The 13,365-nt window shown below is 38.1% G+C and carries 16 protein-coding genes; 14 read left to right on the top strand and 2 right to left on the bottom strand.

The features are described from left to right. Positions 1-278: 278 nt before the first annotated feature. Positions 279-482: a hypothetical protein gene (locus IAE19_RS16035; RefSeq protein WP_200461904.1), complete on the bottom strand. Its 204-nt coding sequence runs from the start codon at positions 480-482 to the stop codon at positions 279-281. Positions 483-594: 112 nt separating this feature from the next. Between IAE19_RS16035 and IAE19_RS16030 the strand changes: the two genes are divergently transcribed. From IAE19_RS16030 to IAE19_RS16000, 7 genes are all read left to right on the top strand, one after another. Continuing rightward, complete coding sequence (locus IAE19_RS16030; RefSeq protein WP_200461905.1) at positions 595-1,815, top strand: phage/plasmid replication protein, II/X family; 1,221 nt, start codon at positions 595-597, stop codon at positions 1,813-1,815. 8 nt (positions 1,816-1,823) lie between these two features. Beyond that, entirely contained in the window at positions 1,824-2,138 is a 315-nt protein-coding gene (locus IAE19_RS16025) for a hypothetical protein (protein ID WP_200461902.1), read from the top strand. A 5-nt stretch (positions 2,139-2,143) separates the two neighbouring features. Next, positions 2,144-2,374, top strand: coding sequence for a hypothetical protein (locus IAE19_RS16020; protein WP_200461901.1), 231 nt, complete (start codon positions 2,144-2,146; stop codon positions 2,372-2,374). 389 nt (positions 2,375-2,763) lie between these two features. After that, positions 2,764-3,015, top strand: coding sequence for a hypothetical protein (locus tag IAE19_RS16015; protein WP_200461900.1), 252 nt, complete (start codon positions 2,764-2,766; stop codon positions 3,013-3,015). Positions 3,016-3,173: 158 nt separating this feature from the next. Next, positions 3,174-4,637 carry a virulence factor TspB C-terminal domain-related protein gene (locus IAE19_RS16010; protein ID WP_200461899.1) on the top strand — a complete coding sequence of 488 codons (1,464 nt, stop codon included), beginning with the start codon at positions 3,174-3,176 and terminating at the stop codon, positions 4,635-4,637. After that, positions 4,638-4,913 carry a DUF2523 family protein gene (locus IAE19_RS16005; protein WP_200461898.1) on the top strand — a complete coding sequence of 92 codons (276 nt, stop codon included), beginning with the start codon at positions 4,638-4,640 and terminating at the stop codon, positions 4,911-4,913. It begins immediately after the preceding gene. Between the two features lies 1 nt (position 4,914). After that, positions 4,915-6,135, top strand: coding sequence for a zonular occludens toxin domain-containing protein (locus tag IAE19_RS16000; RefSeq protein WP_200461897.1), 1,221 nt, complete (start codon positions 4,915-4,917; stop codon positions 6,133-6,135). A gap of 777 nt (positions 6,136-6,912) precedes the next feature. Here the strand turns inward: IAE19_RS16000 and IAE19_RS15995 are convergent. Further along, on the bottom strand, positions 6,913-7,116 hold the full coding sequence (locus tag IAE19_RS15995) for a hypothetical protein (protein ID WP_200461904.1): 204 nt from the start codon (positions 7,114-7,116) through the stop codon (positions 6,913-6,915). Between the two features lie 112 nt (positions 7,117-7,228). Here IAE19_RS15995 and IAE19_RS15990 point away from each other — a divergent pair, with 112 nt between their 5' ends. From IAE19_RS15990 to IAE19_RS15960, 7 genes are all read left to right on the top strand, one after another. Further along, complete coding sequence (locus IAE19_RS15990) at positions 7,229-8,449, top strand: phage/plasmid replication protein, II/X family (protein WP_200461903.1); 1,221 nt, start codon at positions 7,229-7,231, stop codon at positions 8,447-8,449. Between the two features lie 8 nt (positions 8,450-8,457). Beyond that, positions 8,458-8,772, top strand: coding sequence for a hypothetical protein (locus IAE19_RS15985; RefSeq protein WP_200461902.1), 315 nt, complete (start codon positions 8,458-8,460; stop codon positions 8,770-8,772). 5 nt (positions 8,773-8,777) lie between these two features. Further along, entirely contained in the window at positions 8,778-9,008 is a 231-nt protein-coding gene (locus IAE19_RS15980; RefSeq protein ID WP_200461901.1) for a hypothetical protein, read from the top strand. A gap of 389 nt (positions 9,009-9,397) precedes the next feature. After that, entirely contained in the window at positions 9,398-9,649 is a 252-nt protein-coding gene (locus IAE19_RS15975) for a hypothetical protein (RefSeq protein ID WP_200461900.1), read from the top strand. A gap of 158 nt (positions 9,650-9,807) precedes the next feature. Further along, a complete protein-coding gene (locus IAE19_RS15970; protein ID WP_200461899.1) occupies positions 9,808-11,271 on the top strand; it encodes a virulence factor TspB C-terminal domain-related protein in 1,464 nt (487 codons plus the stop codon). Beyond that, entirely contained in the window at positions 11,272-11,547 is a 276-nt protein-coding gene (locus tag IAE19_RS15965; RefSeq protein WP_200461898.1) for a DUF2523 family protein, read from the top strand. Between the two features lies 1 nt (position 11,548). Then, on the top strand, positions 11,549-12,769 hold the full coding sequence (locus IAE19_RS15960) for a zonular occludens toxin domain-containing protein (RefSeq protein ID WP_200461897.1): 1,221 nt from the start codon (positions 11,549-11,551) through the stop codon (positions 12,767-12,769). Positions 12,770-13,365 lie beyond the last annotated feature (596 nt).

The raw sequence follows: 13,365 nt of genomic DNA, 5'->3' as shown, positions 1-13,365 counted from the left end.
TTAAGTTATGCGAAATGAGATGTTCATAACTAAAACTTATAATTGTGACTTAATGGAATTTATTTTAGGCTATCTTGCTGTATTTATTATACTTTTTCCAATTGGTTGTTACTTTTTATATAAAGCTACACGTGATATGAACGAATATTAAAACAGGGAGCATAAGCTCCCTATTTTTTTGCTGATTTTCGGTTTTCGCGGAGTCCACGCTTTCTGGTGGTGGACTCTAGTCCCAAATTTGGGAATTTATAGGAATAAACTACTTACCCATACTTCTTTTATTTTTTTGTTTCTACTTTCAAAGAACCGTCTCTACTGACTTCTATTTGTCCTTCAATAAGTGTCTGTCTAATAATCTCGTGGAATATTTCTGTGTCACGTAATGGCTTTTGACCTGCTTTAACCAGTTCTCTATTTACTCGTAATGAGACTTCGTTCATCACTTGTTCTTCTTCATCAGTGAATCTAAATGTTTTAGCCATTTCGTACTCCGTTTAAAATCACATAATCATAAATGAATTTGTGATTTGTGCTTGTGTTTATATGTGATTTATGCTTTTATGCTCATAAAATGATTTATGAATTTGTGATTTCATGCTTGATCATCTATGTATTAACGCTCACTTTGAATCCAGTTTTTACTCTTTGAGTGAAACGGGTGAGTATTTTTTTGTAGATGTAGATTTGCATAGTTTAGAAATTCCACTTGCAAGTAGTGCAGTGCATAAAAATGAAGATGGCAGCATTACTGCATCATCTCTATTTCATCCTTACGAGTCTGTTCCTACTTGTTTCACTGGTTTGTCATTGAAGTGCTTCTTTGATTCAAGCTATGCACCGTATATTCAAATTAAAGCCAGTCCCGCAAAGATTCGTCAGGGCCATAATGTTTTTGGTGACGATGATATCGAAATGGGTGCTTTTGAAATGATTGGCTTCTTTGCGGAAGCGTATCCGACCTTAGCTCGAATGATCGATTGGAAAACTGCATGGGTATCTCATATCGATGTGACCTATTCAGCACGTGTTGGTGATGAACATACCGCCAAGAAATTACATGATTTCATGCGTCGCGTGACCAATGGCCAGACACAACTTAGTCAAAAGCAAATGGATAATACAATTTACTGGGGTGGACAACATTCGCGCTTGATTAATATTAAGTGTTACCTGAAACATACTGAATTCATGGAACAATTTAAGGAACAGCAGGCATTAGCAAAGAAGAACGATAAGGCTGCTATGCGTGTTGTTAATGTGATGTCAGATAGTCGTCTAGTGAACTGGACTATCGGCGTTATGCGTTTTGAAGCCCGCTTAAAAAAACGTTGGTTAGAACGTGCGGGCATACCCACCAATCTTTTTGAACTTATCAAATTTCAGCGTAAAAACCCTGAGATATTACAAGCACTTTGGACTAAAGCGACTCATAGCATTTTTGAAGCCTTAAGAGGTCAAACTATGAAACTTACCGACGATAAAAGTGTACTTGAAGCGATCTCCAGTAGTGCTGTGGTAGTGACGAACTCTGGAAAGGTTTCTAAAGCACGTATCCGAAATATTTATGCAACATTCTGTCTTATACGTGAACACGGCTTAGTTGAGCTAGGCAAGATGTTACCTAAGACAACGTTTTACAGACAGATTTCAGAACTATGTGAGTGTGGCTTTTCTAAAGCCTACTTACAGAACTTGCATGACAACAAGGCATCAAATGTCATCCCTTTTATGAAGCTCGTAGAAATCGACTTTTCACAACAATTGCCTGAGTGGTACGAGCCACCAGTATCGCAATTTAATTACTCAATCGCATAGGTGAGCACATGAACACATCACAACAACCAATTATGACAGTAACAGGCATCCGTAAGGCTGCGGGTGATTTTGAAGATCAAAAGGGTAAAACCATTGAATTTTCAAATACCGTAGTGACTGTTTTACAAGAATATTCCGATCGTGAGAAAGAGCAAGGCGCGATCGGTAAAAAGTCTACTGATTACAAGATCAAAGGCGCACAGTTCTTTAATGATTACATGCATCAGCAGTTACCCGCTGATGCCCGAATGATCTTTGATTGGGACTTCTCTGGCAAAACGCCACGAGCTGTATTGCTTGCACTCGATTTTAATGTTGAGTAGTCGCCATGACTTACTACGCTTATATGAATAGCCCACGTAGACATACTCCACCGTCTACGGTTCGTGGCTATAACAGGGCAGTAGGCACACTGTCGAATGATGACTATTTGACAATCGAAGTCATTCTGAAAGTCCAGTTATCAATCCTTCAAGCTGAAAATAATCCTGACAAAGATATTACAGGGCTTAAGCAGTTGATCTGGCGTGTAGAACAAACAGGACGCTTAACGAGATGATCATCATCTGGCTATTTTTTCTTATTTTGTTTGCTTTGGTTTTCAATAAGGCTTGCCAAATATTTTTAAAAATTTTGGGCAAATATAGGGATTCAAGATGAGCCATTTAACGTACACATGCCCCAATTGTGGCAATACATTTTTTTACGAACAACTGTATCTAAAGCACTGCTTTAGCTGCAAATAAGGATTTTAAAAAATGGCTCTATATGTCTGTTTACAGATCGAAGAAACAACAAATCAGTGTCAGAACTGGTTCGATTTGAACTCAAGCATATTTGCTATTACTGGCTCGCAAGCGTCACTAATAATCACAGCGATTGCGGGCTATTACTTAACTATGTGGTTATTAAATAAATCAAGAAAATCCGTTAAATGAGGAGATCAAAATGGATAAACAAACTCAACTTACAGTCGTAGAACGTAATGGTCGTACTAAATTAACTCGTTTTGGTTTGGTTGGTACTGGTGTTACAGCTCTAGCTATGTCTAATGCGAATGCAGCATTAACACTAGATTCAGCGTCATTCATTACAGACATCGGCACAGCCGAAACATTCGGTATTGCAATCGGTATTGCGATTCTCGGTTTCGTAGCAGTAATGGCACTTGTTAAAAAGTCTCGTGGTGCTGTGAAGTAACAAATGTCACGAGCGCGCGATGTGAGTAGCCCGCTACGAATGTCGCGCGATTGTGGCGATTTGAGAATAAGCGTATGGATGAACCTTCTATATTCAACTGGCTTTTAGTTTACGTTGCAATTGTAGGCATACGCATTCTCTTAAAGTGAGTTTGCGTTATGTTTAAAAAAATCAAAATCCTCTTAATTTTTCTTTTAATTCTACTTACATCCAATCTACATGCTGCTGATCGTGACGAATATTGGCTACAACGTGATATTTCTATTGGTCAAGGTCGTAATGAATATGGAAAAAAAGTCTACGGACAATCTGCACGTTCGATTATGCAGAATGTCACAATAGAAAATTCAACAAAAGAAGAAGTTAGACAGTTAATTAAACGTTCTATTGCAGTAGATAAACCGAGTGCAGCGAAAGTCGGACCATCGATGCTTAAGCGTTTATATTCACCCCAAGCGATTGTCGGAACTGCTGCTGTTTCTGGACTTTTAGCAGCAATTGGCTGGGTCATGGAAGATGGTATTTATGTAAAAAAGGTTCCTGAAGAAGATACCACAGACCCTAATTCTCAGTATTTGTACTACGGTCAAGATGGGAAATATTATTCATCAGCTAAAGCTGCATGTGATTCTGATATTGCATTAAAATCATCTTCTCAAGCTGTTTATGACTCGTTAACTTTAAGAGCAGGTACTACAAATCAATATGTTTGTAGATATTATCGAAAGAAATATGATGATTATGATGCAACAATTATTGCGTCAAAACCTAATCCCAATTATGACCCAAACAAAGAACCAAAACTAAAAACAGTCCCGCTCACTGGCGCACTATTGGGTGCTGCAATGATCGGACGTGGTTATAAAGATCCTGATCCCAATTTTAATAATGATTCTGTAAATACCGATGATTATACGGGTGTAAAAGAGATTTACGAACATGATCCTTCTGGTGTCGGTGATGAAGTTGCTGACGATATGGACGACAAATTAAAAAATGCAAAACCAACTGATGATGGTAAGCGATCATGGATTGGTGATTCGCGTTATTCAGATGAACCTACTAATGACAAAGACAGAACTCAAGACCGTTCTTGGTCAGATTCTGGTGATGAAGCTACTGGAGAAACTACACCTAAAACCGACCCAGAAACTGGCGAACAAACGGGAGGTTCATCGATAACAATTCAATTTCCAGTTTTCTGCTCGTGGGCTGCAAAAATGTGCCAATGGTATGACGATTGGAAAGTTTCAGATAAACGTGATACGAAATTTCAAGAGAAAGTACAAGAACACTATGATGATGAGAAATCGTTTTGGGATAAGGTTAAGGACTTCTTTGATTGGACGAAAGATGAATCTGATTTGCCAGAACGTGATGATACTGATTTAAATATTACATCTGACTTTGAAGAGAAAAAAGTTTCTCTAAACGTATCTGCACAATGTCCTGCACCAACTTATGAAACAGTCACATTGCATGGTGTCACGGCTCAAGTAAAAACATCAGATTATTCATTTATTTGTTCTTTAGATTGGCTCATCAAGCCTTTTGTTATTGGATTTTCAATGATTACAGCTTGTTTCATTCTCTTTGGCTTTCAACGCGGAGGTGAAGAATAAATGGGCAAACTTCTTTATAAAATCATGGACTTGTTTAGCAATAATTTTGTTAGACAGCTATTAACAAGTTTGGGCATTGGTATTGTTACGGGTGCGCCTGTTTATTTATTGCTTACGACTTATGTGAACAATGCAGCGTCACATGTTGAATCACTTCCGTATATTGGCTTAATGGCTGTATTTGGTATTCCCCAAGCCATTGGCATTTTATTTTCCGCAATCATGACTCGTGCCTACTGGGAGTCATTACGAATCAAGTTAGCTAAGAGGAACTGATATGCCTGTTTTATTGGTCACTGGTAAAATGGGTCAAGGTAAAACCCATTTGGTTATGAAGAAATGGGTCAATGAAGCTGTAAAGGCAGGTCGCCCAGTTTATACAAACATTGATGGCTGTACGCTTGATGTACGTCCAATTCCTGAAAATGATAAAGGTGAATTAGATTGGTTACTTACTGAAGAATCTAATGCTGAGACAGGTCAAAAAGGCGCTTTAATCGTTTATGACGAAGCACAAAGACAAGTTGATAAAAGGGGAATACGTTACTTTGCATGGGCTGCAAGGGAAAAGGTATCTACACGTGATGTAATTAGAGAGCTTGAATATCATCGACATTCTGGTCGTGACATTATCTTTATTACACAGTCGCCTAAACTTTTACATCTTCATTTACTCGAATTAGTTAATGAACATTATCATTGTACTCGTTTGAGAAACGAGAAAAGATCACAAGTTTCTCTCTGGCGTTCATGGCAAGAGAAACCAGATTCATTAGCAGCAACTGAACGCGCGGAAGATGTGTTCTTTGTTCCTTTTGATGATGAAGTATTTACACAATATAAGTCGACTGAGGAAGTTACAGACGGTAAAGCACGTATACCAAAGTACATGTACAAACTTGCAGCGATTGCGATTGTTTGTTTTATTATTTCCATTGGTTTACTGATCAACCTTTTTCATCATTTCTCGGGTGGTAAGCGTATTGGTCAAGATAGTATTGATAAAACTGTTGCTGCACAGAAAGCACTGGAAGAACGTTCTAAAAAGAATACTGCTACTCAAACGACTGAGCAAATATCACCAGAGATTCAAACTAAAATTGATAACTGTATGAAGCAGTTGAATTGGACGCAAGAACAATGTCGCGATACGTATGATAAACAATTTGCAGCCAAGAGACGTTCCGATCTACAACAAACAACACGTAATGATATGGATTCAGTCGTTATTGACTACTCACCCAGTAAACCATTTAAAGAAGTACAAGTAAGTTATCAAGCGACTGCAAAGCCTGTATTTTCTGGATGCATGACAGATCGTAAAGGCAATATTGTTGCTTATACACAACAGGGTACAATTATTCATGACATTGATAAAAAAGACTGTCAGCGTGTCATGAATGGTGATCGACCTTTCAACTACTTTGCTGTGTCAAATCAGTCAATAAACCATTCAGACCAGGCTAATGTTAAAATGCAACAAAACAGTAACTTATAGAACTTTGTTATTTGTCAGAAATGTCAATTTATCTCTTTGATTACAAAATCCCTTGATCTGTTTTAACGTGGTACATATAGAGCGAAGCAGTCAGGGGAATTTGATCACATCGAGTGAATATCTAAATTTCTTCAGGTTTTTGAGTGATCAAAGGCGTAGTCTCTGCGAAGTGGCAAATTATCTCGAGGTCTTAACTTGGCATTTTCTTCCAACTGCAGTTCAGCAGCAGCGGCAAGATCCAGGCTTAAAGTTGTACTTAAGTTATTGATATTTCGTAAACGTAAAAAATAAGGATTGGCAAAATATTACATTGAACAAGCCTCGCAAACTTGCGTAAGCTTGCGAACACGCAAGTTGAGAAGTGGTCGAGTTTTGCATAACTCTATATTATGTTCATTGAGGTATCATTGACAGCGGTTCAGTTTAAGCTGTCAATGACGGTGCGCACATACAGCAGTGAATAGCGCACCGTTTGCAGAATACTTCATTTAACATAAAATTAAGTTATGCGAAATGAGATGTTCATAACTAAAACTTATAATTGTGACTTAATGGAATTTATTTTAGGCTATCTTGCTGTATTTATTATACTTTTTCCAATTGGTTGTTACTTTTTATATAAAGCTACACGTGATATGAACGAATATTAAAACAGGGAGCATAAGCTCCCTATTTTTTTGCTGATTTTCGGTTTTCGCGGAGTCCACGCTTTCTGGTGGTGGACTCTAGTCCCAAATTTGGGAATTTATAGGAATAAACTACTTACCCATACTTCTTTTATTTTTTTGTTTCTACTTTCAAAGAACCGTCTCTACTGACTTCTATTTGTCCTTCAATAAGTGTCTGTCTAATAATCTCGTGGAATATTTCTGTGTCACGTAATGGCTTTTGACCTGCTTTAACCAGTTCTCTATTTACTCGTAATGAGACTTCGTTCATCACTTGTTCTTCTTCATCAGTGAATCTAAATGTTTTAGCCATTTCGTACTCCGTTTAAAATCACATAATCATAAATGATTTTGTGATTTGTGCTTGTGTTTATATGTGATTTATGCTTTTATGCTCATAAAATGATTTATGAATTTGTGATTTCATGCTTGATCATCTATGTATTAACGCTCACTTTGAATCCAGTTTTTACTCTTTGAGTGAAACGGGTGAGTATTTTTTTGTAGATGTAGATTTGCATAGTTTAGAAATTCCACTTGCAAGTAGGGCAGTGCATAAAAATGAAGATGGCAGCATTACTGCATCATCTCTATTTCATCCTTACGAGTCTGTTCCTACTTGTTTCACTGGTTTGTCATTGAAGTGCTTCTTTGATTCAAGCTATGCACCGTATATTCAAATTAAAGCCAGTCCCGCAAAGATTCGTCAGGGCCATAATGTTTTTGGTGACGATGATATCGAAATGGGTGCTTTTGAAATGATTGGCTTCTTTGCGGAAGCGTATCCGACCTTAGCTCGAATGATCGATTGGAAAACTGCATGGGTATCTCATATCGATGTGACCTATTCAGCACGTGTTGGTGATGAACATACCGCCAAGAAATTACATGATTTCATGCGTCGCGTGACCAATGGCCAGACACAACTTAGTCAAAAGCAAATGGATAATACAATTTACTGGGGTGGACAACATTCGCGCTTGATTAATATTAAGTGTTACCTGAAACATACTGAATTCATGGAACAATTTAAGGAACAGCAGGCATTAGCAAAGAAGAACGATAAGGCTGCTATGCGTGTTGTTAATGTGATGTCAGATAGTCGTCTAGTGAACTGGACTATCGGCGTTATGCGTTTTGAAGCCCGCTTAAAAAAACGTTGGTTAGAACGTGCGGGCATACCCACCAATCTTTTTGAACTTATCAAATTTCAGCGTAAAAACCCTGAGATATTACAAGCACTTTGGACTAAAGCGACTCATAGCATTTTTGAAGCCTTAAGAGGTCAAACTATGAAACTTACCGACGATAAAAGTGTACTTGAAGCGATCTCCAGTAGTGCTGTGGTAGTGACGAACTCTGGAAAGGTTTCTAAAGCACGTATCCGAAATATTTATGCAACATTCTGTCTTATACGTGAACACGGCTTAGTTGAGCTAGGCAAGATGTTACCTAAGACAACGTTTTACAGACAGATTTCAGAACTATGTGAGTGTGGCTTTTCTAAAGCCTACTTACAGAACTTGCATGACAACAAGGCATCAAATGTCATCCCTTTTATGAAGCTCGTAGAAATCGACTTTTCACAACAATTGCCTGAGTGGTACGAGCCACCAGTATCGCAATTTAATTACTCAATCGCATAGGTGAGCACATGAACACATCACAACAACCAATTATGACAGTAACAGGCATCCGTAAGGCTGCGGGTGATTTTGAAGATCAAAAGGGTAAAACCATTGAATTTTCAAATACCGTAGTGACTGTTTTACAAGAATATTCCGATCGTGAGAAAGAGCAAGGCGCGATCGGTAAAAAGTCTACTGATTACAAGATCAAAGGCGCACAGTTCTTTAATGATTACATGCATCAGCAGTTACCCGCTGATGCCCGAATGATCTTTGATTGGGACTTCTCTGGCAAAACGCCACGAGCTGTATTGCTTGCACTCGATTTTAATGTTGAGTAGTCGCCATGACTTACTACGCTTATATGAATAGCCCACGTAGACATACTCCACCGTCTACGGTTCGTGGCTATAACAGGGCAGTAGGCACACTGTCGAATGATGACTATTTGACAATCGAAGTCATTCTGAAAGTCCAGTTATCAATCCTTCAAGCTGAAAATAATCCTGACAAAGATATTACAGGGCTTAAGCAGTTGATCTGGCGTGTAGAACAAACAGGACGCTTAACGAGATGATCATCATCTGGCTATTTTTTCTTATTTTGTTTGCTTTGGTTTTCAATAAGGCTTGCCAAATATTTTTAAAAATTTTGGGCAAATATAGGGATTCAAGATGAGCCATTTAACGTACACATGCCCCAATTGTGGCAATACATTTTTTTACGAACAACTGTATCTAAAGCACTGCTTTAGCTGCAAATAAGGATTTTAAAAAATGGCTCTATATGTCTGTTTACAGATCGAAGAAACAACAAATCAGTGTCAGAACTGGTTCGATTTGAACTCAAGCATATTTGCTATTACTGGCTCGCAAGCGTCACTAATAATCACAGCGATTGCGGGCTATTACTTAACTATGTGGTTATTAAATAAATCAAGAAAATCCGTTAAATGAGGAGATCAAAATGGATAAACAAACTCAACTTACAGTCGTAGAACGTAATGGTCGTACTAAATTAACTCGTTTTGGTTTGGTTGGTACTGGTGTTACAGCTCTAGCTATGTCTAATGCGAATGCAGCATTAACACTAGATTCAGCGTCATTCATTACAGACATCGGCACAGCCGAAACATTCGGTATTGCAATCGGTATTGCGATTCTCGGTTTCGTAGCAGTAATGGCACTTGTTAAAAAGTCTCGTGGTGCTGTGAAGTAACAAATGTCACGAGCGCGCGATGTGAGTAGCCCGCTACGAATGTCGCGCGATTGTGGCGATTTGAGAATAAGCGTATGGATGAACCTTCTATATTCAACTGGCTTTTAGTTTACGTTGCAATTGTAGGCATACGCATTCTCTTAAAGTGAGTTTGCGTTATGTTTAAAAAAATCAAAATCCTCTTAATTTTTCTTTTAATTCTACTTACATCCAATCTACATGCTGCTGATCGTGACGAATATTGGCTACAACGTGATATTTCTATTGGTCAAGGTCGTAATGAATATGGAAAAAAAGTCTACGGACAATCTGCACGTTCGATTATGCAGAATGTCACAATAGAAAATTCAACAAAAGAAGAAGTTAGACAGTTAATTAAACGTTCTATTGCAGTAGATAAACCGAGTGCAGCGAAAGTCGGACCATCGATGCTTAAGCGTTTATATTCACCCCAAGCGATTGTCGGAACTGCTGCTGTTTCTGGACTTTTAGCAGCAATTGGCTGGGTCATGGAAGATGGTATTTATGTAAAAAAGGTTCCTGAAGAAGATACCACAGACCCTAATTCTCAGTATTTGTACTACGGTCAAGATGGGAAATATTATTCATCAGCTAAAGCTGCATGTGATTCTGATATTGCATTAAAATCATCTTCTCAAGCTGTTTATGACTCGTTAACTTTAAGAGCAGGTACTACAAATCAATATGTTTGTAGATATTATCGAAAGAAATATGATGATTATGATGCAACAATTATTGCGTCAAAACCTAATCCCAATTATGACCCAAACAAAGAACCAAAACTAAAAACAGTCCCGCTCACTGGCGCACTATTGGGTGCTGCAATGATCGGACGTGGTTATAAAGATCCTGATCCCAATTTTAATAATGATTCTGTAAATACCGATGATTATACGGGTGTAAAAGAGATTTACGAACATGATCCTTCTGGTGTCGGTGATGAAGTTGCTGACGATATGGACGACAAATTAAAAAATGCAAAACCAACTGATGATGGTAAGCGATCATGGATTGGTGATTCGCGTTATTCAGATGAACCTACTAATGACAAAGACAGAACTCAAGACCGTTCTTGGTCAGATTCTGGTGATGAAGCTACTGGAGAAACTACACCTAAAACCGACCCAGAAACTGGCGAACAAACGGGAGGTTCATCGATAACAATTCAATTTCCAGTTTTCTGCTCGTGGGCTGCAAAAATGTGCCAATGGTATGACGATTGGAAAGTTTCAGATAAACGTGATACGAAATTTCAAGAGAAAGTACAAGAACACTATGATGATGAGAAATCGTTTTGGGATAAGGTTAAGGACTTCTTTGATTGGACGAAAGATGAATCTGATTTGCCAGAACGTGATGATACTGATTTAAATATTACATCTGACTTTGAAGAGAAAAAAGTTTCTCTAAACGTATCTGCACAATGTCCTGCACCAACTTATGAAACAGTCACATTGCATGGTGTCACGGCTCAAGTAAAAACATCAGATTATTCATTTATTTGTTCTTTAGATTGGCTCATCAAGCCTTTTGTTATTGGATTTTCAATGATTACAGCTTGTTTCATTCTCTTTGGCTTTCAACGCGGAGGTGAAGAATAAATGGGCAAACTTCTTTATAAAATCATGGACTTGTTTAGCAATAATTTTGTTAGACAGCTATTAACAAGTTTGGGCATTGGTATTGTTACGGGTGCGCCTGTTTATTTATTGCTTACGACTTATGTGAACAATGCAGCGTCACATGTTGAATCACTTCCGTATATTGGCTTAATGGCTGTATTTGGTATTCCCCAAGCCATTGGCATTTTATTTTCCGCAATCATGACTCGTGCCTACTGGGAGTCATTACGAATCAAGTTAGCTAAGAGGAACTGATATGCCTGTTTTATTGGTCACTGGTAAAATGGGTCAAGGTAAAACCCATTTGGTTATGAAGAAATGGGTCAATGAAGCTGTAAAGGCAGGTCGCCCAGTTTATACAAACATTGATGGCTGTACGCTTGATGTACGTCCAATTCCTGAAAATGATAAAGGTGAATTAGATTGGTTACTTACTGAAGAATCTAATGCTGAGACAGGTCAAAAAGGCGCTTTAATCGTTTATGACGAAGCACAAAGACAAGTTGATAAAAGGGGAATACGTTACTTTGCATGGGCTGCAAGGGAAAAGGTATCTACACGTGATGTAATTAGAGAGCTTGAATATCATCGACATTCTGGTCGTGACATTATCTTTATTACACAGTCGCCTAAACTTTTACATCTTCATTTACTCGAATTAGTTAATGAACATTATCATTGTACTCGTTTGAGAAACGAGAAAAGATCACAAGTTTCTCTCTGGCGTTCATGGCAAGAGAAACCAGATTCATTAGCAGCAACTGAACGCGCGGAAGATGTGTTCTTTGTTCCTTTTGATGATGAAGTATTTACACAATATAAGTCGACTGAGGAAGTTACAGACGGTAAAGCACGTATACCAAAGTACATGTACAAACTTGCAGCGATTGCGATTGTTTGTTTTATTATTTCCATTGGTTTACTGATCAACCTTTTTCATCATTTCTCGGGTGGTAAGCGTATTGGTCAAGATAGTATTGATAAAACTGTTGCTGCACAGAAAGCACTGGAAGAACGTTCTAAAAAGAATACTGCTACTCAAACGACTGAGCAAATATCACCAGAGATTCAAACTAAAATTGATAACTGTATGAAGCAGTTGAATTGGACGCAAGAACAATGTCGCGATACGTATGATAAACAATTTGCAGCCAAGAGACGTTCCGATCTACAACAAACAACACGTAATGATATGGATTCAGTCGTTATTGACTACTCACCCAGTAAACCATTTAAAGAAGTACAAGTAAGTTATCAAGCGACTGCAAAGCCTGTATTTTCTGGATGCATGACAGATCGTAAAGGCAATATTGTTGCTTATACACAACAGGGTACAATTATTCATGACATTGATAAAAAAGACTGTCAGCGTGTCATGAATGGTGATCGACCTTTCAACTACTTTGCTGTGTCAAATCAGTCAATAAACCATTCAGACCAGGCTAATGTTAAAATGCAACAAAACAGTAACTTATAGAACTTTGTTATTTGTCAGAAATGTCAATTTATCTCTTTGATTACAAAATCCCTTGATCTGTTTTAACGTGGTACATATAGAGCGAAGCAGTCAGGGGAATTTGATCACATCGAGTGAATATCTAAATTTCTTCAGGTTTTTGAGTGATCAAAGGCGTAGTCTCTGCGAAGTGGCAAATTATCTCGAGGTCTTAACTTGGCATTTTCTTCCAACTGCAGTTCAGCAGCAGCGGCAAGATCCAGGCTTAAAGTTGTACTTAAGTTATTGATATTTCGTAAACGTAAAAAATAAGGATTGGCAAAATATTACATTGAACAAGCCTCGCAAACTTGCGTAAGCTTGCGAACACGCAAGTTGAGAAGTGGTCGAGTTTTGCATAACTCTATATTATGTTCATTGAGGTATCATTGACAGCGGTTCAGTTTAAGCTGTCAATGACGGTGCGCACATACAGCAGTGAATAGCGCACCGTTTGCAGAATACTTCATTTAACATAATATTCATTATACGAACTTGGTATAATTAAGCCTTTGTTATAGCTACTGTTTTTCATCCATTACCGCATATTTACCATCACCATCTAGCGCAAAACCTGC

The sequence above is a fragment of the Acinetobacter sp. S40 genome, from assembly GCF_016624705.1.
In the GTDB taxonomy this organism is placed as follows: Bacteria; Pseudomonadota; Gammaproteobacteria; order Pseudomonadales; family Moraxellaceae; genus Acinetobacter.
This window is presented reverse-complemented; position numbering and strand designations above follow the sequence as displayed.

What these genes read in the sequence shown, in the direction of transcription:
- IAE19_RS16030 (WP_200461905.1), top strand. Translation starts at nt 595, where the DNA reads ATGCTTGATCATCTATGTATTAACGCTCACTTTGAATCCAGTTTTTAC.
- IAE19_RS15980 (WP_200461901.1), top strand. Translation starts at nt 8,778, where the DNA reads ATGACTTACTACGCTTATATGAATAGCCCACGTAGACATACTCCACCG.
- IAE19_RS15970 (WP_200461899.1), top strand. Translation starts at nt 9,808, where the DNA reads ATGTTTAAAAAAATCAAAATCCTCTTAATTTTTCTTTTAATTCTACTT.
- IAE19_RS16020 (WP_200461901.1), top strand. Translation starts at nt 2,144, where the DNA reads ATGACTTACTACGCTTATATGAATAGCCCACGTAGACATACTCCACCG.
- IAE19_RS15960 (WP_200461897.1), top strand. Translation starts at nt 11,549, where the DNA reads ATGCCTGTTTTATTGGTCACTGGTAAAATGGGTCAAGGTAAAACCCAT.
- IAE19_RS16000 (WP_200461897.1), top strand. Translation starts at nt 4,915, where the DNA reads ATGCCTGTTTTATTGGTCACTGGTAAAATGGGTCAAGGTAAAACCCAT.
- IAE19_RS15965 (WP_200461898.1), top strand. Translation starts at nt 11,272, where the DNA reads ATGGGCAAACTTCTTTATAAAATCATGGACTTGTTTAGCAATAATTTT.
- IAE19_RS16035 (WP_200461904.1), bottom strand. Translation starts at nt 482, where the DNA reads ATGGCTAAAACATTTAGATTCACTGATGAAGAAGAACAAGTGATGAAC.
- IAE19_RS15985 (WP_200461902.1), top strand. Translation starts at nt 8,458, where the DNA reads ATGAACACATCACAACAACCAATTATGACAGTAACAGGCATCCGTAAG.
- IAE19_RS16025 (WP_200461902.1), top strand. Translation starts at nt 1,824, where the DNA reads ATGAACACATCACAACAACCAATTATGACAGTAACAGGCATCCGTAAG.
- IAE19_RS15990 (WP_200461903.1), top strand. Translation starts at nt 7,229, where the DNA reads ATGCTTGATCATCTATGTATTAACGCTCACTTTGAATCCAGTTTTTAC.
- IAE19_RS16010 (WP_200461899.1), top strand. Translation starts at nt 3,174, where the DNA reads ATGTTTAAAAAAATCAAAATCCTCTTAATTTTTCTTTTAATTCTACTT.
- IAE19_RS15975 (WP_200461900.1), top strand. Translation starts at nt 9,398, where the DNA reads ATGGATAAACAAACTCAACTTACAGTCGTAGAACGTAATGGTCGTACT.
- IAE19_RS16005 (WP_200461898.1), top strand. Translation starts at nt 4,638, where the DNA reads ATGGGCAAACTTCTTTATAAAATCATGGACTTGTTTAGCAATAATTTT.
- IAE19_RS16015 (WP_200461900.1), top strand. Translation starts at nt 2,764, where the DNA reads ATGGATAAACAAACTCAACTTACAGTCGTAGAACGTAATGGTCGTACT.
- IAE19_RS15995 (WP_200461904.1), bottom strand. Translation starts at nt 7,116, where the DNA reads ATGGCTAAAACATTTAGATTCACTGATGAAGAAGAACAAGTGATGAAC.